We start from the raw sequence: 19,379 nt of genomic DNA on the forward strand, positions 1-19,379 counted from the left end.
ATAGTCGCGCCATTTTTTTATTATCCTCTCTCTATCTCTTCTGCTATCTCCTCAAATATTGCTAAGCTATTCTGTTTTGCCAAAAGTCTATACTTTTGTGCATATTCCTTAGGGAATTGATTCCAAAAGTTTACATTCGAAAGATAACCCAAAAAGTAATAAGCATTACCTGTCTTTACTCTCTGTGAAGTGTGATAGACAAGTTCAAACTTATTGGGTAAGTTGCGTTTCAACACCAAGCGGAACAGCCATACCATATCACCTGAATAGGATTGAGCAAGGGCTTTTACGAGCAATTCGTCTAATCGTGTGCTTGTTCCTTCTAAAGTATCGAGAATAAACAGTGCCTTATAAGTGTAATTGTTATTGAGCTTTTTCATACTGTTGATAAAAGTATAAAAGATAGACACCCAACGAGGGTCTAACCTATCCACTCTAACTTCTGATACATTTCTAACACTATAGTTATTATAGTCCCCTGTAATACCGCTAAAAGCTGATAACATACCTTCTGTTGCAGATGTTTTCCCGAGTTGGGAGCTAAATACATCAAAGAGTTTCTCCTTACTGTAATGTTCGTTATTAAAGGCACGCCAGAAAAAGTTCGTCCACATATCACCATAACCATTAGTATAGGTAAGGTATAGCTTGTGTTTCTCATAGAAACTCGTTACCTTATCGGCATCAAAACTGTTGAGTACCCCTATCATATTATGAGGTATAGGGTCGTAAGCATTCTTGAATACTTTTTTGCGCAAATCATTGAACTCTTTGTGTTGCAACATCTGTGAAAAGAGCGCGTACACTTGTTCACAACCCTTGTGCTCCAACATATCTATATCAATAGCAAAGCGATCTAAGGCAGTGGTAAGAGCTTTTTCGTTAGAAGTGTCCATTGTGATGAGCTCTTGAAAACGCTCTTCCATCTTGGTTACAAAAGGTTGGTAGTACTCAGGGTTCGCTACTTTAGCAATAGCGTTGGCAAGGAGTTCGGCATTGCCTTTCTGCTTGTTAGTATTGTACAATTCGTACAATTTATCAATACTGTGTTTCGTACCTAAAGTAGCTAAAGCCATATAAGCAGCCCCACGCACGGCTTTATTCTTATCTCCTGTCAGACTAATGATCAGCTCTTCGGTGTGCGCATCTTTGTTTTCAGCCAATATGCCAATAGCTTCAGCTTGCAAGTTTGGCAGACTCTCAGCGAATATTTTCTCTATTAAAGCAGGTGTTTCCTCATAGCCTAACTGGTGTAACAATCGCAAGCGACGCACATTCTCGGTTTTGTCTTCTAAGCAAAAATCGGATAGCAAGAATGGTATTATCGCTTGACCGCAGGACGGAATAATGGTTTCCCGCACATAATCGGCGAGTTCGGCGTATTTATCACCTAAGGCAACACTGAGGTAACCAAAAGTACGCGAGTCAGTAAACACTTTGCGCTCAAAAGCATCTTTCAGTACCTCCAATCGCCCTGAGTTGCTCTCAGTAAGAGCTTGCAATACGGGTTTCAGTTGTAAATACGAATAAATAGTGTTCACATCAGCTAACGATACGCTGGGTTGTTGAGGAACTTTTTCAGCATCAGGTACTACAGTAACACCTTGTGTATAGAGTACAGAATAGAGCAAGGTGGAAATGCTGAGTAGTTTTTCGGCAGATTGTTGTGTCTCTGTCTGTAATAACGCTTTGAGTTCTTGAGCTAATTTGGTAAATACGAGGGTTTTTTCACCTAATTTCTCTAATACGGGGATATGTTTCTGCAAACGCGGGTCGTTCTTAGCAAACTTGCTCCCTGCTATAAACAGACGGTTGAGTTCTTGTTGTAAGTCGTATAATGGTTTCATTGGTATTCAACTTTTAATATAATAATCTAACTATTTTATCAGGGGTAATGAGCGATAACGGTTGAGCCGATAACAAACCATTCGCTACATCGTTGTGCATCATTACTACTAATGAAAGTCCTTCGGCATTCGCAGGTAAAAACGATTTGAGGTTGCTCGTAGGTGATACCGCTTGTTCCTCCATATCTCTTAAAGTAATTGCTACGCCATTAGCGTCTTCCACTACCAAATCCTCGCCTTTCAAATAGGACTTGTGTAAAGCTAATAGTACCACGGGGTGCTTGTCCATTAACGGATTTTTAATGGTGTTCTTCACCGCTTTTACTGTATCAGCAAACTGAGTAGAAGCAAAACTTTTGATAGTGGTAAGATCTTCTTTTTGAAGCGGGCGTTCGGCACTGCCATCGGCTTCCCAACGGATACGAGGGTTAGTATCACCAGGGTAAATGTAGAGGTCTTTGAGTTGCAACACGCTGAACACAGTATTGTCCTCTTTGATATGCTTCGCTGCCTTATAAGGACGATAGTTGAGCGTTTTGTAGATCTTGCCCGTTTTGAGATTCAGCCATACACCTTCGTCTACATACTCTCTACGCGCCTCGTTGTCATAACTGTTGAACGACAGCTGTACGAGATTGGCATTCTCTTCATATAGTCCGTATTGCATCAATTCGACCAACTTCCACGTATAGCCTATTTGCTCCTCAATAGCAGAAGAGAGTTCGGGCGTACCCTCTGGGTCTTCTTTACGCGCTTTGAGGTAGTCGGTAGCTTTTTTGAGGAGGGCAGAGAGGTAGTTCAGGTTGTTCACTACGGCTGTATATTCCTCATTTTCTACCTCTTCAATAGAGAGTAATAGGTTGTTAAAAGCGGTTTGAATGCCCCCAATGTAGTAGTTGCCTAAATCTTTTATTTGAGATTTGAGGGTCGCACGCATTTTGGCATCTACCGATGAGAGTCCGGTAGTAACAATGTCGTGCAATAGTTTTTGAGCGTTTTCAATCCCTATGAGCTGGGCATCAATCTTTTTAGTAAAAGCAGCTTTGTTCACCTTTTTAGGTTTTTCGGCTTTTTCTTTGATGCTCTCCTTTTCTTGGGCTTTTTTCTCCTGCTTTTTCTCTATCTTTTCGCGTTTGGAGAGGATATCCTCAGGCACTTCCGCTTCGGCAAATTGGGAAGCATCGGCTTCAAAGCAGTACAGCAAGCCTACAGAGTGCTTACAGGGGAACTGCCTACTGGGGCAGTTACAGCGGAACACAGGGTTGTGCTCATCGATATAATCAGCAGAGCAATAGTAAGGATTCTTACTACTACCCACACACTCACCCCATATCAGGTTCTTTTCGGCGTTGATTTTGAGGTTGCTGAATTTGTTTTTCTTCACCAACTCACGTCCTTTTTTAGCTGCCTCGGCATTAGGGGCAAGCTCTTCAATCTTTTGTTGCGTTACTTCTATCATATTTTATATTGTGAATTATGTGCTTAAAGAAGGTTTCATCAGAAGATAAATAATTTATCACCCATTTATGAAAGTGAAAGCTACAAAACGGAACGCAGGCGATAGCAAGGTTTAAGATGAAGACCTCTATACCCACAAAGGTAAAGACTATAGCAAAGTTTTAGTTATGATGCGATAAACATCAGCAGGGAATAACACACATTTCCCTTATTAAAAACTGTTTGGGTATAGAGCGATATATCAATGAGTGTGTTTGCAATCTTATAGGAATCCGCTTTGTAGCTTTCTAAATTGGTGTGATATAAATCTGTTATAGGTCAACTATTTTACACCGCACCAAACCTTATTTCTTTAAAAGAAGCTCAATAGTATTTTTGTAGCTGTTAGGTACTACTATTCTAAAACCTGCAACTGTTTCCTTTATCTTCATCAGTTCAGCTGTTTTTTCTAGCACTAAAGCTGTTACTTTTGCTTGGCGTTCTTGTTGTAACTTTTGAAGTTGTTGTTCATATTGCAATTGAGCATTATTTTGGAACGTGCGAAACTGAGCTTTATAAAAGTTTACTTCGCTTTCAACCTCACGATGCTGTGCCAATAGTTGTTCTTGTAATTGTTGTAGTTCTGCAAGGTCGTAAAGGGGTGTATTCTTTACTTTAAACACCTGCTCGCCTACTTGTTTTAGGGTGATAAGCTCTTTTTTAGTGAGATTTGTGCGTACCTCATCAAAATTGTGAATATACTTACCGATATGGGCAGCTTTTGCCTCCGCTTCCTTATATCGCACTACTTCTTCAAGTGATAGGGTTTTAAGATAATCTTCTATGGTGACCTCTCTAAGGAGATTGAGTTGCTCATAGTCAATTGGTTTTACTTCTGCTTCTGCTTCAAGCTGTATATTAGTTAGCTTTTTTGCTAATATGTCTAATCGAGCCTCTTTTTCCTTAATTGCTGTACGCAAATAAGCCGAGATTGCATATAGTGAACCTATTTCAGTGAGCTTACCTCCAATATCATTTACCTTAGTAAAACTATCTAAAGGTTCCCCATCAATACTTGAAGTGTGGGTTTCAATAGTGTTTACAAGATCTTGAATAGGTTTAAGTCTCTCCTTAATACGTTCGCATACGTAGTTAGCCTCTGATGAGGTAAGTCCAGAGGTATTAAAATAAGGATTCTTGGTTTGTAAATAATCTAACATAAACAATTTGTTTTATCTGATTTACATAAGATAGTAGCTTAATTGGCAACTTTTCTCTTGAGTACTTTATTAACAGCTTTCAAGATGCCTTCTTTATCTAAGCCGTATTTTTGTATTAGTTGAGCAGGAGTACCGCTTTCACCAAAGGTATCGTTTACGGCTACAAACTCCTGTGGGATGGGGTAGTGCTGTGTGAGCACACGAGCGATACTTTCTCCTAAACCTCCGTAATAATTATGTTCTTCACAAGTTACTACTGCTTTAGTCTTCTTTACTGAAGTAAGAATAAGCTCTTCGTCTAACGGTTTAATAGTGTGGATATCAATAACTTCTGCTGAAATACCCTTTTGCTCCAATTCTTCACAAGCTAAAAGAGCTTCCCATACCAAATGTCCAGTAGCAATAATGGTTACGTCTTTTCCTTCATTTAATAATATACCTTTACCTATTTCAAAGATTTGGTCTTCAGGAGTAAAGTTTGCTACCGTAGGGCGACCAAAACGGAGGTAAACAGGACCTACATAATCGGCAATGGCAAGGGTCGCTGCTTTGGTTTGATTGTAATCACAAGGATTAATTACTACCATATTAGGGAGCATTTTCATCAAACCAATATCTTCTAATATTTGGTGAGTAGCTCCATCTTCTCCAAGAGTAAGCCCAGCGTGAGAAGCGCAAATTTTTACGTTTTTGTTTGAATAAGCTATTGATTGGCGTATTTGGTCATATACGCGTCCTGTAGAGAAAGCTGCAAAGGTGCCTGTGAAAGGTATTTTACCACCAATGGTAAGCCCTGCTGCAATACCCATCATATTTGCTTCAGCAATACCTATTTGAAAGAAGCGTGTGGGGTTCTCTTCAATAAACTTTTCCATCTTCAAAGAGCCAATTAAATCGGCACAAAGGGCAACTACATTAGGATTCTTGCACCCTAACTCAGTAAGTCCAGCCCCAAAACCACTTCGGGTGTCTTTTTTTCCTGTATCAATATATTTTTTCATCAGTAAATGAGGTTTAATCTTTTTGAGCGACAAAGGTAATGCTTTTTATCTTCTCTTCCTAACAAAACTTTTATTTTCTGCACAAACAGAACAAACAACCCATAAAAATAGTTATGATAATCATAGCGAAAAAGCTTATTTGTTTAATCATAAACTGTATTTTAATGGAGTATAGAGATAGTAAATATTGATAGCTTACAGATTTTTTTTCCTATTAATTTCTTCAGTAAAATAATCTTTTGTACTTTTAGCCCCTCATATAAACTTACATTTCAACTATTATTAATATGGATACCCTTATTATCGACCCTTATTACACCTTGATTGTTGCAACGATAGTGTTGCTCATAGGGCGCTTTTTAGTGCGTAAAGTGAAGTTTTTGCGCGACTTCAATATTCCTGAACCTGTAGCTGGCGGACTCTTAGCGGCTGCTTTTATGTATCTGCTGTACGCCTACACCGGCACTTCTTTGGAATTTAACAAAGGTTTACAGGACGCTTTTATGCTTTTTTTCTTTTCATCTATTGGCTTGAGTGCCGATTTCTCGCGACTTAAAGCTGGCGGAATGGGGCTGATTATTTTCTTAGGGGTAGTAGCGCTCTTTATCGTGGTACAGAATGGTGTAGGCGTGGGCTTGGCTACCGTTTTGGGTGAAAACCCTATTGTGGGACTCATTACGGGCTCTATTACGCTTACGGGCGGACACGGAACGGCGGGTGCTTGGGGCAAAATATTAGAAGGAGAATACGGTATCAGAGGGGCAACCGATTTAGGATTGGCTTCAGCTACCTTCGGACTTATACTCGGAGGGCTTATTGGAGGACCTGTTGCGCGCAAATTAGTAAAGAACTTAGGCAGAAAACCTATTGCTGAAACAACACAAAACGATACTGCTGATACTGCTGTTGAAGTATTTGAGAATGCCGATAAGAAGCGACTCATTACGGCTAAATCAGCAATTGAAACGATAGCTCTTTTTGCAGCTTGTCTATCATTTTCGGCTATAATGGAGACACCACAGGTAACTGCTTATCTGCCTGAGAAATTTACCATACCACAATTTGTATGGGCTCTTTTCTTTGGGGTATTGTTGCGCAATGTGCTTACCAAGGGGTTCCGATTAAAGATATTTGACCGTGCTATCGATGTGTTTGGCAATGCTTCTTTGAGTCTGTTTTTGGGGATAGCTCTCTTAAATCTCAAACTGTGGCAGTTGCTTGATTTAGCACTACCGATGCTTATTATTTTAACTGTGCAAACCTTTGTGATGTGCACTTATGCTTATTTTGTTACTTTCCGCCTAATGGGTAGTAATTATGATGCTGCTGTATTGGCAGCAGGTCATTGTGGTTTTGGATTGGGAGCTACCCCAACGGCTGTCGCCAATATGCAGTCGGTAACGGAACGTTTTGGACCTTCGCACAAAGCTTTTTTGATTGTGCCAATGGTAGGGGCTTTCTTTATTGACTTCATCAATGCTTTTATATTGACAACATTTATTGGTTTTTTGCAATGATGAATAATTAACGGTTAATGATGAAATTAAAGATAGTTATAGAAAACTTATAAGATAAAGGAACAAGAGACGGTGCGAGGTCGTAGCACGACAGGTAGATAAAAAATAAATGAACGAAGGAAAGACGAACGATGAACGAACAAAAGACGGTGCGAGCCGCACGGGCAGATGAACAAATGGTGAACAAATGACGGTGCGAGTCACACGGGTAGATGAACAAATGGCAAATGATGAGTATAGAATAAACGGAGTTAGGATGGGAATAAACAAAGATGAAGTGAGCCTAACTTCTTTTGAAAATGTCTCTTTTTTGAATTATTACTTGTAAAATAAAAATGTAGAGAGGCTATTAAGCTTAAAGTATCTCTTTAGTACGATATAACTGAATTGTTTGATTTTTAGATTTGGCGAAAATTTAAACTCTCTTGCTATCACTCGGGTGTGTCTCTAAAGCCTAAAAATACTGGGTGTGTATTGGGGATTGCTTTTAAAAACTTAAAATAATGTGTAAAAATTTTGTGTAAGTGAATAAAAGTTGTACCTTTGCGGGGTATATTTATATGTAAACGCTATGAAACAGAAAATACAATGGGTGTTACCCTTGCTGTTCCTGATGATAGGAGTGGCTCACGCACAAATTAAGACTATTACGGGAGAAGTGCTTGATGCGGAAAGGAAAGAACCTCTTATGGGAGCTTCGGTAGTTGTAAAAACTAAAAACCCTACTAAGAATCCTAAAGGAATGGCAACTGGTTTAGACGGTAAATTCGAGCTCAAAGCTAGAGTTGGTGATGTAATTGAAATTAGTTCTGTAGGATATAAAACGCAACAAAGAAAAGTAGAAGGAAAAGTGAAGAATATTCACTTTAAAATAGTTTTAGAGGAAGAGAAGGGAGCTCTTACAGAGTGCTACGGACCTATGACTATTCGTTACTATACATCTCTTGAGCGTTTAAAAGAAGAAGAAGAGTTATCATATAGTCAGCAAACAGTTTCAAACGACAATTTTACCCAAATAAAACAAGCTAATTTTGTGAATAGTCTTGATGGTAGAGTTGCAGGTTTGCATATCCAGCGCAGTGCAACCGGCGTAGGAGGAGCTACCAAAGCTACAATGCGTGGAGCTCGTTCTCTCTTTGGTGATAATAATGTACTGTATGTGATAGACGGAATGCCTATCGCTAACCAAGCTGAAAGAGGTTTCGGGGGGAATGGTAGAGATACCAGCGAAGGTATATCCGACCTCAATCCTGAGGATATTGCAGAGGTAGTTGCATTACAAGGAGCGCAAGCAGCAGCACTTTATGGGGCTTCAGCCGCCAATGGAGTGGTACTTATTCGCACTAAAAAAGCAAATAACAACGAACTCAATATCAATCTTTCTTCCTCAATAGAATTTGTAAACCGATTCACTAATCCTGAGTTTCAAGAAACCTATGGCAATGAGCTGGGGCAGTATACTTCGCTTTCTACACGTGTCTTACCTAAGGGTACTTCTTTTAACCTAAATGATTTCTACAAGACAGGACACATATATCAAAATGCCGTAAGCGTTTCGGGGGGACGCAATTTTAGAGGAGGTATAAAAAACAGAACTTATGCTTCTTTAGCTTCTTTACAGTCGGTGGGCATTGTGCCTAACAGTGTATATAATCGCTACAACGGTTATTTACGCAATACTACTTCGTTGTTAAATGATAAATTACAGATAGACCTTTCAGGTAACTACATTCGCCAGTACGAGCGGAACCAAGTAGCCTCTGGCATCGCTTTCAATCCTATAGTGGGCTTGTACTTATATCCAAGAGGAGAACAATTTGGTCAGGAGCGCTATTTTGAGCGTTATGATGCTACAGCGGGTTATGCTAAACAGTATTGGATTGCAGGTTCAGGTACGCCTGATACGCCAGCCAACTTAGGTGAGAATATCCAAAACCCGTATTGGATAGCGTACCGAAATTTGCGTCCCGCCACCAAAGACCGGTATATGTTTTCGGCTAAAGCAAGCTATCAAATAGGTTGGGGCTTTGATATAACAGCGCGTTTCCGTATGGACAACACTACTTCTACAATGGACGACAAGCGTTATGCTTCTACGCTACCTGTCTATGCGGACGCCAATGGCTACTACGCCCATTGGAAAGAGACGTTCAAACAGCAATACGCCGATGTGATTTTGCATTACAATAAGCAATTATCAGGTGACTTTAGCTTAGACGCTCATTTAGGAGCTTCGTATGATGGGTATAACACACAGGTAGAAGGATATAGAGGTAATTTACTCTCTGTAAATAATTTCAGTCAGAGCAATATTACGACTCCTACTGCTATAGAACACCCGTTGTGGGGAAAAAGAAGCAATACCGCTTTTTTTGCAATGGCTGAAGTGGGCTGGGAATCTAAAGTGTACCTCACTCTTTCGGGTCGTGCGGATAAACCATCGGATTTTCCTCATACGAGTCAAAATACCGTATTTAGCCCTTCTGTAGGCGTCTCAGCACTATTGCACCGATTTATAGAATTAGATGAAGATATATTGAGTTATGCCAAATTGCGTGGGGGCTATACCCAAGTAGCAGCACCTATGAGCTATGCAGGTTTAGGTACGAACGAAACTTCTCGTGCTTGGGTAAGAGATAACAATTATAATTTGCTTAACTATTCTACTGATTTGCAGTTAGAACGCACTACTTCTTATGAAATAGGTTTAGATACCAAATGGTTGCGTGACCATCTTACTTTTGGGGCTACTTTCTATCGAACACGTACTAATAACCAATTAGTACCTATTGTATGGCAACAAGCAGGAGAAGTACAGAACCAAGGGTTAGAAGTTTCGTTAGGCTATGTTAGTGAAAAGATAAGTCCTTACCCTAGAGAGCCATTCTATTGGGAGACACAACTTATTGCTTCTACTAATAAGAATAAGATAGTGAATTTACCTCACGAGATAACCAATGGTATCTATACCTTGCGCGAAGGAGGTGAAATAGGAGATATTTACGATGCGAATGGCAATAAGTTAGGTTCCTCTAATCCGGATTGGCTATTAGGCTGGCAAGGCAAGGTGAGCTATAAGAATTTTGATTTAAACTTCTTGTTCAAAGCGCGCCTTGGTGGTATTGTTTTCTCAGATACCGAACGCTATTTTGACCGCTATGGGGTCTCTAAAGCTTCTGCTGACAACAGAAGTAATTATGCTACTTTTATAGCTAATAGAACTTCTGCCGATTACAAATACTCGGCTACGAATATTCGCTTGCAAGAGGCAGCGCTTACCTATCACTTCAGAGAAGGTTTTATTGTGAAAGGTCTAAAAGACCTCAGTGTGTCGTTAATGGGGAACAACCTATTGATGCTCTATAACAAAGCACCATTTGACCCCGAAATCGTACCTTCAGTAGGTACTTATGGTAGTGGTTATGACCTATTTATGTTGCCTTCAATAAGAAGTTATGGACTCAGTGTGAAAATGCAATTCTAAAATTCTACAAAGATGAAAAAGATATTTTTAATACTCAGCTTGCTAAGTGTAGTAGCTTGCCAAGACGAAACTACCGATAAAACGCCCCAAGCTCCTAATGTATATCAGGGAGTATTTCTCGATGGTAATAATGCTGTTGAGGTGTATGTACAAGAATACCAAGATAACAAGATTGAAGGGTTAAAGGTAAAATTGATAAGAGCTGCAGGCAAGATTGTATCAGCTGAGCTTATCACGGGCGATGCTCAAACTTTAGCTGATTATAATGCACAATATGGTACTGATTACAAACTCTTGCCTACTGATAACTATAGTATTGATGAAAACGCTATCTTCAATACTTATGAGACAGAAACTCCTATTGATATTACAGTTAGTGAATTGACCTTCCCTAATAATGAAGTATATGCACTACCTATACAAATAAGAGGTAGAAATAACATTGAAGCTATTGCAGGACAAGACCGTTTGCTATTAGTAATACATAAAGGAACAAGGGCAAAGGTATTGCGTATGGGAAATGTACAAGCTACTACAGGTGAAGTACTTTCTAACGAGCTTTCACAATGGACTTTGGAAGCTACTGTAAATTGTTCAAATCTTACGGGAAATAATCCGATAATAGGAGTAACATCTACTACTCATCAAGTAGAGATAGGGTTTGCTAATAATCAATTAGCTGTAAAGGTTTTAGACATTTCAGTTTTAATACCTACTGAGGTGTTTAAGGCACAAACTAATAAGTGGTATCCTATTGCAGTAACCTATGACAGCAATACTTTACGTGTATATGTAGAAGGAAAAGAAGTAGGGTCTAAAACAGTAGATAATAATGTAGGCAAAATCTATGTAAAAGATTTATGGCTTGCAGGAGCTAATGAGCTTTTAAGGGAGGTACGTTTATGGAAACGAGCTGTAACCCAAAAAGAAATACAATCACAACTTTGGAGCACTCTTAAACCTACCAATGATTTACTGCTTTATTATCCTTTAAATGGCAAGAGATATGATAAGACTTCTAATGCCATTATAGATGATGAAACAAAGCTGTGGGATTGGTCAGCTACAGGTACCTTAATAGAACTTCCAACAGGAACAACCTTTGATAATGGCACAGGTTACGGTATTGTTTTTCCTCCGCAATAGACAGATATAAAGGAGATATATAATTAAAATACTATTTTTAAGTATTTGATAATTATTAGATTGATAAAAAATACACAAAAAAGTTTCCAAAATATTTGTACAGAATAAAAAGTTGTTATACATTTGCAACCGCAAAAGCAAAGGAGCTTTCAAAATTGGAGAGGTGCCGGAGTGGTAACGGAGCAGATTGCTAATCTGTCGGCGGGTAACCGTCGCCTGGGTTCGAGTCCCAGTCTCTCCGCATCTAATACAAATTGTTAGATATAAATTCGGGGCGTAGCGTAGTCCGGTCATCGCGCCTGGTTTGGGACCAGGAGGTCGCAGGTTCGAATCCTGCCGCCCCGACAAAATAAGATATTTCATAAATGTTTCCTTTTGTGTGGCATTTTTGAAATATTTTTTTTGGAATGGAATAGCGGTCACGTAGCTCAGCTGGATAGAGCATCTGCCTTCTAAGCAGACGGTCACAGGTTCGAATCCTGTCGTGATCACGAGAATTTGTTTCATTTTGTATTAAAATTTATGTTCGAAATAACGCAGGATTTTACGTCCTGCGTTATTTTGTTTATGTGATTACATAACTATATAAAGATTATTTTTTAAATAAAAATTGCTCATTTGCAAAGAATGTTTTACCTTTGTACAAAAATTAACCACAGAAATGTTAGTAAAGATTTACGGAAGCGCTGTATTTGGTGTAGAAGCCAGCACGATTACTATTGAAGTAAATATTGATAAAGGTATTGGTTATCATTTGGTTGGATTACCCGATATAGCTATAAAAGAAAGTAACTATCGCATAGCAGCTGCCCTGCAAAACAATGGATATAAAATTCCAGGTAAAAAGATAACTATCAATATGGCTCCTGCCGATATGCGCAAGGAAGGTTCCGCCTATGATTTAAGTTTTGCAATTGGTATTTTAGCAGCTAACGGGCAAATACAAAATGAAGAAATAGAAAAATATATCATTATGGGTGAACTATCCTTAGATGGTGGTTTACAACCCATTAAAGGAGCCCTACCTATTGCTATTCAAGCACGCAAAGAAGGATTCAGAGGATTCATTCTTCCTAAGCAAAATGCTAAAGAAGCTGCTATAGTAGATAATTTAGACGTTTATGGTGTAGAAAATATTAAAGAAGTCATAGATTTTTTTAATGGAGAAAAAGAATTACAACCTACTGAAATAGATACACGCAAAGAATTTTACAGAGATTTAGAACTTTCAGAATTTGACTTTGCTGATGTAAAAGGACAAGAAACAGTTAAACGTTGTATGGAAATAGCAGCTGCTGGTGGGCATAATGTTATTTTAATAGGACCTCCTGGTTCAGGAAAAACAATGCTCGCTAAGCGTTTACCCAGTATTCTTCCTCCGATGACACTTCACGAAGCTCTTGAAACTACTAAGATACACAGTGTAGTGGGACGTATTAAGGACTCAGGTTTAATGAGTCATCGTCCTTTCCGTAGTCCACATCACACTATTTCAGATGTAGCTCTTGTAGGAGGAGGTACTTATCCTCAACCAGGTGAAATATCTCTCGCACATAATGGAGTGCTTTTTCTTGATGAATTGCCAGAGTTTAAAAGAGCTGTTCTCGAGGTAATGCGACAACCTTTAGAAGATAGAGAAGTTACTATTTCGAGAGCAAAGTTTTCGGTTACTTACCCTGCTTCGTTTATGTTAGTGGCAAGTATGAACCCAAGTCCAAGTGGCTATTTTAATGACCCCGATGCTCCTGTTACTTCTACACCTGCTGAAATGCAACGCTATTTAAGTAAGATTTCAGGACCGCTATTAGATAGAATTGATATCCATATAGAGGTAAATCCTGTACCCTTTGAAAAACTTTCAGATGATAGAAAAGGTGAAAGTAGTAGTGATATTCGTAGGCGAGTGATAGAGGCACGAAATATCCAAACAGAGCGATTTAAAGAATATGAACATATTCATTACAACGCTCAAATGAATACTAAACAAATACAGAAATTCTGTAAGGTAAATGAAAACTCTTTGGCTTTACTAAAAGACGCAATGAAGCGTCTAAACCTTTCTGCACGTGCCTATGACCGTATTTTAAAAGTAGCACGTACAATAGCCGATTTAGAAAAGTCAGAAGAAGTACAACCTCATCATATAGGTGAAGCTATTCAATATCGCAGTTTAGACCGTGAAGGTTGGTTTGGCGGATAAAAGTAACTATAAGATAAGAAACAAAAAAGCAGGTTACAATAACCTGCTTTTTTTATTATTTCAATCCACGTGCTTTGAGCAAAGGCTCTATAGAAGGAGCTTTGCCTCTAAAGTCATAATACATCTTTTCGTAATCCATTGTATTTCCTTTGGAGAGTATCAAATCTCTGAAACGTTGTCCATTAGCACGAGTGAGTCCGCCGTTTTCTTCAAACCATTGGTAGGCATCGTGGCAAAGCATTTCTGTCCATTGGTAAGAGTAATAGCCTGCCCCATAGCCTCCGCCAAAAATATGAGCAAAGTAAGACGAACGATATCTTGGGGGTACTTCTTTCAACCATAAGCCTGTTCTTTCAAGGGCTTTCTTCTCAAAATCACTTACATTATTGATGATAGTATCTGAAGGAATAGTATGCCATTGCAAGTCTAAATTGGCAGCAGCTAAAACTTCGGTAAAAGCATACCCCTCATTGAAGGTACTCGCTTTTTTTATCTTATCAATAAGTGCTTGTGGAATAGGTTGTTTAGTCTCGTAATGTACTGCATAGTTTTTAAGTACCTCAGGATACAAAGCCCAATGCTCATTGAATTGCGAAGGAAACTCCACAAAATCGCGTGCTACTGCTGTTCCTGATAAACTTGCATACTGTTGGTTAGCAAAGAAACCGTGCAATGCGTGACCAAACTCGTGGAAGAGCGTAGTAAGTTCGTCGTAAGTAAGCAAAGCAGGTTTACCTTCGGCAGGTTTCACATAATTGCACACATTGTAGATAACAGGTTTAGTGCCTAATAACTTCGATTGGTTTACAAAGTTGCTCATCCACGCACCACCACGTTTGCTTTCACGAGCAAAGAAATCGCCATAGAAAAGTCCTAATGGCGTACCGTCTTCTTCAAAAAGCTCATACACTAATACATCGGGGTGATATACGGGTATATCTTTGCGTTCTTTAAAGGTAATGCCATAAAGTTTAGTAGCTGCATAGAATACACCATTTTCAAGAGCATTTTTCAGTTCGAAATAAGGTTTGATTTCGTTCTCATCGAGGTCGTATTTAGCTTTGCGCACTTGTTCGGCATAGAAGTTCCAATCGTAAGGTTCTAAAGTAAAATTACCTCCCGTTTTGGCGATTTGCGCTTGTATTTCTTTAGCTTCTGCTTTGGCTTTACCTACTGAAGCAGGCACTAAATTTTTAAAGAATTGAGCAATAGCAGCAGGGGTTTTAGCCATTGTGCGTTGCAAGCTCCATTCAGCATAGTTTTTAAAGCCCAAGAGCTCGGCTTTTTTAGCGCGTAGTAAAGCAATGCGTTTTAGGATATCATTGGTATTATGAGCTCCCCCATCGGTGCGATTCCAGCTTGCTTCAAACAATTGTTTACGAGCGTTGCGGTCGGCTAATTCACTAAGGAGCGGTTGCTGGGTAGTATTCACAATCGCTACTTTCTGACCATTGATAGTTTGAGCGGCTGCCAACGATCCTTCTAAAAGCGTTTGGTTAAAATCAGTTTCTAAAGAAGCTAACTCACTATTGTACTTTTTAAGAGTTTCTTTATCAGTAGCCGATAGGTTAGCACCTGCTACTACAAAATCTTCGTAGTAATTTTCTAACAATTTAAGCGATTCAGCATCTAATTTCAAGCTCTCACGTTTATCGTATAAGGCTTTGATACGCGCAAAGAGTTTTTCGTTCAGGTGAATGCCATCGGCGTGCTCGGCAAACTTAGGCGATAGTTCTTTTTGCAATACTTTTAAGGTATCATTAGTATTTGCCTCAGTTAAAGCATTGAATACCGCTGAAGCACGTTCCAATTCTACTCCACTTTTTTCTAAAGCGATAATTGTATTCTCAAAAGTAGGCGCTTCGTTGCTATTAGCAATAGCTGCAATACGTTCGTTTTGCAAAGCCATTCCTTTGAGCAAGGCGGGACGGTAATGCTCATCTTTAATTTTTGAGAAGTCGGGAGCACCATAAGGCAAAGTGCTTTCTACCAATAGCGGATTGTTCTCTGTGTTTTCTGTCATTTTTGAAGTCTTTGAGTCGTTGCAGGCTACCAAAGCAGTGAGTAATATAGCTGCTGAAAATAAAGGTAATTTCATAGTTTTTAGGTGATTATAAAAAGGGTGTTCAAGGAAAGAACTTCCTCAAACACCCCTTTTGAGGTTATATAGTAACTAAAATATTTTGCTATTTAGCAGTCAAACGTATGTCGATACGTCTATTTTTAGCTTTGCACTCATCGGTGTCGTTAGCAGGACAAACAGGGTGTTCTTGACCATAACCTTGAGCGCTCAATTGTACTTTGTTAGCACCCAATGCTACCAATTTGTTTAACACTGAATTAGCACGTCTTTCTGAAAGTTTCAAATTACCTTCAGCGCTACCTGTGTTATCAGTGTAACCTCCTAAACGAATAGCCACCTTAGGATAGGCTTTTAAAATAGCTACAATGTTCTTTAATTGTTGTTCTGAACCTTCAGTAAGTTCATCGCTACCTGTTTTGAAGTAAGTTCTATCCAAAGTAATCCAGTTATCTTTGAATTGTTCTGGAGTAGTAAGGTTTTTATCTTCTATCAATTTCACGAGGTGTGCTTCAGATGAGTTCTTTCCAACTTCTAACATTGTATTGTCAAAAAGGCTCAATTGGAATAAATCACCTACATTGTACTCGAAGTCACCATCGGCGTTAAGCTTACCTTCTTCAATAACTACTACTTCTTCCACAGGCATCACTCCCTCACCTTCACCTTGACGAATTTGAGCTTCTATAGGAGTACCTGAAGCATCAGCGGTATGTCCACCCAAGATAGGAGCGATTACCAAACCTACCAAGCAAGTGAGTTTGATAAGGATATTCATTGAAGGTCCTGAAGTATCTTTGAATGGGTCACCTACAGTATCACCAGTAACGGCAGCTTTGTGAGCGTCAGAACCTTTGTAAGTCATTTGTCCGTTAATTTCAACACCTGCTTCAAATGATTTCTTAGCATTGTCCCAAGCACCACCAGCGTTGTTTTGGAAGATAGCCCATACGACTCCTGATACAGCTACACCAGCCATATAAGCGCCAAGAGCTTCAGCACCCATCACAAAACCGATAATAATAGGTGTAATGATAGTAATTGCTCCAGGTAACATCATTTCACGCAAAGCAGCTTTGGTAGAAATATCTACACATCTTCCGTACTCTGGAGTACCTTTACCTTCCATAATACCAGGGATTTCTCGGAATTGGCGACGTACTTCATTCACCATATCCATAGCAGCTTTCCCTACTGATTGCATAGCTAAAGCTGAGAAGATTACGGGAATCATACCTCCAATAAACAAGGCAGCTAATACATCTGCTTTGAAGATGTTAATACCATTGATACCTGTAAAGGTAACATAAGCTGCAAACAATGCTAAGGCAGTAAGAGCTGCAGAAGCAATCGCAAAGCCTTTACCTACAGCAGCGGTAGTATTACCTACTGAGTCTAAAATATCAGTACGTTGGCGTACTTCTTTTGGCAATTCACTCATTTCGGCTACACCACCAGCGTTATCGGCAATAGGACCAAAAGCATCAATAGCCAATTGCATAGCTGTAGTTGCCATCATTGCTGATGCAGCAATCGCTACACCATAGAAACCAGCTAAAGAGTAAGAACCCCAAATAGCTACAGCAAAAAGCAATACAGAACCAAAGGTAGATTTCATACCAGTAGCCAAACCTGCAATAATATTGGTAGCAGCTCCTGTAGATGAATTGCGAACGATATTCAATACTGGTTTTTTACCCAAAGCGGTAAAGTGTTCAGTAATAGCTGAAATGAGCAAGCCTACTGCCAAACCTACGATAGTTGCGTAGAATACATTGATACTTGGGATTGCTTGTACCCCTTCACCAAAGAAACTCATTTGGATAGTTTCGGGCAACATATATTTAATAAGGAAATAGCAAGCTACTAAAGTAAGACCTAAGGCTACATAGTTACCTGTGTTCAAAGAACTTTGTACTTGTTTTTCTTTAGCGTCGTTGTTCTTGATACCCACGCAGAAAGTACCAATGATAGAGGCAATGATACCCACGCCTGCAATCACCAACGGCAACAAGATAGGGCCTAAGCCACCGAAAGCATCGGTGAAAGTACCGCCGTTGGCAGTTGCCATATCTTTAATCACGTAGTTACCCAATACCATTGAAGCGAGTACGGTAGCCACATACGAACCGAACAAGTCGGCACCCATACCAGCCACGTCACCCACATTATCACCTACGTTGTCGGCAATAGTAGCAGGGTTACGAGGGTCGTCCTCAGGGATACCTGCTTCCACTTTACCTACGAGGTCAGCACCTACGTCGGCAGCTTTGGTGTAGATACCACCTCCCACACGAGCGAAGAGTGCGATTGACTCAGCACCGAGAGAGAAACCAGCCAAGGCTTCGAGCACGAGGGTCATTTCATCATAGAAAGATTTGCCTCCTACTACAAAAGTGTTTACAAAAAGAATGAAGAACAAGCTCAAGCCTAAAACTGCCAAGCCTGCAACCCCCAATCCCATTACAGTACCACCGCCAAACGACACTTTCAAAGCTTTAGGCAAACTGGTGCGAGCGGCTTCGGTAGTGCGCACATTGGCATTAGTAGCAATGCGCATACCTATATTTCCCGCCAAGGCAGAGAAGAAAGCACCGCACACAAAAGCTACTACGATGAGCCAGTGTGAAGTTTCGACCATACGAGAAACGATGAATAAGGCGATAGAAGCGATAATTACAAAAAGAGCCAAAATGCGGTATTCGGCATTGAGGAAAGCCATAGCACCCTCTTTGATGCTTTTAGAAATACTTTGCATTCGGTCGTTGCCTGTGGTTTGTTTGTTCACCCACAACGCCTTTGTAATCATAAAGATAAGCCCTAAAATAGCAAGGGCTAACGGCAGATATAACATCATTTTATCCATACAAATATTAGTAATTAGTTTATTTTAGGGCGTAAAAGTACGAAAGAAAATTGTAATGAGAAAATAAAAAGAGATTTTTTTTAGTCGGCTTCATTCTACAATCAAACACTATCCCTATAATAGTTTCCTAATTGTACCGCTTCATAGCATTACCATAAAGTGTACTCTATAGAACATCATTGAGAAAGTTAGGCATTACTTTCATTATAACTACCTGAATGGCACAATTTTTGAACTCGTCCCTGACAAATAGTAACATCACCATTCACATTGTAGATTCGAGGCTTAGTATAGAGACCCTTGTTTTTCATAGCGTATTCGTTTCCGTATTCGTTAGCGTATTCGTTTTGTATTTTTTCACTAAATTTAGACATAAAAAAAGAGCGATTTATGAATATAAACCACTCGTTTTTAGTTGTCTAATCTTAGTAGCGAAGACGGGATTTGAACCCGTGACCTTTGGGTTATGAATCCAACGCTCTAACCACCTGAGCTACCTCGCCATTTTATTTATTAAGTCACATTCTGACTTTGCGGGTGCAAATGTACTACATTTTTTTGTACTACCAAATTTTTATAAC

10 protein-coding genes and 4 tRNA genes are annotated in these 19,379 nt (G+C 39.4%); 7 read left to right on the forward strand and 7 right to left on the reverse strand.

The window, feature by feature from the left end:
* Positions 1-20: 20 nt before the first annotated feature.
* The 4 genes from RCZ04_RS07615 to RCZ04_RS07630 all read right to left on the reverse strand — a co-directional run bounded on the left by RCZ04_RS07615 (position 21) and on the right by RCZ04_RS07630 (position 5,505).
* Complete coding sequence (locus tag RCZ04_RS07615) at positions 21-1,847, reverse strand: HEAT repeat domain-containing protein (RefSeq protein ID WP_460485423.1); 1,827 nt, start codon at positions 1,845-1,847, stop codon at positions 21-23.
* Between the two features lie 13 nt (positions 1,848-1,860).
* On the reverse strand, positions 1,861-3,306 hold the full coding sequence (locus tag RCZ04_RS07620) for an SWIM zinc finger family protein (RefSeq protein ID WP_460485424.1): 1,446 nt from the start codon (positions 3,304-3,306) through the stop codon (positions 1,861-1,863).
* A gap of 343 nt (positions 3,307-3,649) precedes the next feature.
* On the reverse strand, positions 3,650-4,504 hold the full coding sequence (locus RCZ04_RS07625; protein WP_460485425.1) for a hypothetical protein: 855 nt from the start codon (positions 4,502-4,504) through the stop codon (positions 3,650-3,652).
* Between the two features lie 38 nt (positions 4,505-4,542).
* Positions 4,543-5,505 (reverse strand): transketolase family protein, encoded by a 963-nt coding sequence (locus tag RCZ04_RS07630; protein ID WP_460485426.1) that lies wholly within the window; start codon positions 5,503-5,505, stop codon positions 4,543-4,545.
* A gap of 281 nt (positions 5,506-5,786) precedes the next feature.
* On the opposite strand from RCZ04_RS07630, the gene gltS reads away from it, so the two are divergent.
* The 7 genes from gltS to RCZ04_RS07665 all read left to right on the forward strand — a co-directional run bounded on the left by gltS (position 5,787) and on the right by RCZ04_RS07665 (position 13,852).
* Positions 5,787-7,022, forward strand: a complete 1,236-nt coding sequence (gene gltS / locus RCZ04_RS07635) for a sodium/glutamate symporter (protein ID WP_460485485.1) — start codon at positions 5,787-5,789, stop codon at positions 7,020-7,022.
* A gap of 571 nt (positions 7,023-7,593) precedes the next feature.
* Entirely contained in the window at positions 7,594-10,506 is a 2,913-nt protein-coding gene (locus RCZ04_RS07640; RefSeq protein ID WP_460485428.1) for a SusC/RagA family TonB-linked outer membrane protein, read from the forward strand.
* A 12-nt stretch (positions 10,507-10,518) separates the two neighbouring features.
* A complete protein-coding gene (locus tag RCZ04_RS07645) occupies positions 10,519-11,652 on the forward strand; it encodes a DUF1735 and LamG domain-containing protein (RefSeq protein ID WP_460485430.1) in 1,134 nt (377 codons plus the stop codon).
* A gap of 157 nt (positions 11,653-11,809) precedes the next feature.
* Positions 11,810-11,893: transfer RNA gene (locus tag RCZ04_RS07650), tRNA-Ser, on the forward strand.
* 29 nt (positions 11,894-11,922) lie between these two features.
* A tRNA-Pro gene (locus RCZ04_RS07655) sits at positions 11,923-11,997 on the forward strand.
* 72 nt (positions 11,998-12,069) lie between these two features.
* Positions 12,070-12,143 (forward strand) — tRNA-Arg (locus tag RCZ04_RS07660).
* Between the two features lie 170 nt (positions 12,144-12,313).
* Positions 12,314-13,852, forward strand: a complete 1,539-nt coding sequence (locus tag RCZ04_RS07665; protein ID WP_460485431.1) for a YifB family Mg chelatase-like AAA ATPase — start codon at positions 12,314-12,316, stop codon at positions 13,850-13,852.
* Between the two features lie 55 nt (positions 13,853-13,907).
* On the opposite strand, the gene RCZ04_RS07670 is transcribed toward RCZ04_RS07665, so the two are convergent.
* The 3 genes from RCZ04_RS07670 to RCZ04_RS07680 all read right to left on the reverse strand — a co-directional run bounded on the left by RCZ04_RS07670 (position 13,908) and on the right by RCZ04_RS07680 (position 19,301).
* On the reverse strand, positions 13,908-15,950 hold the full coding sequence (locus RCZ04_RS07670; protein ID WP_460485432.1) for a M3 family metallopeptidase: 2,043 nt from the start codon (positions 15,948-15,950) through the stop codon (positions 13,908-13,910).
* Between the two features lie 88 nt (positions 15,951-16,038).
* Positions 16,039-18,798: a sodium-translocating pyrophosphatase gene (locus RCZ04_RS07675; protein ID WP_460485433.1), complete on the reverse strand. Its 2,760-nt coding sequence runs from the start codon at positions 18,796-18,798 to the stop codon at positions 16,039-16,041.
* A 429-nt stretch (positions 18,799-19,227) separates the two neighbouring features.
* Positions 19,228-19,301 (reverse strand) — tRNA-Met (locus tag RCZ04_RS07680).
* Between the last annotated feature and the right edge of the window lie 78 nt (positions 19,302-19,379).

The sequence above is a fragment of the Capnocytophaga sp. HP1101 genome (assembly GCF_054772415.1).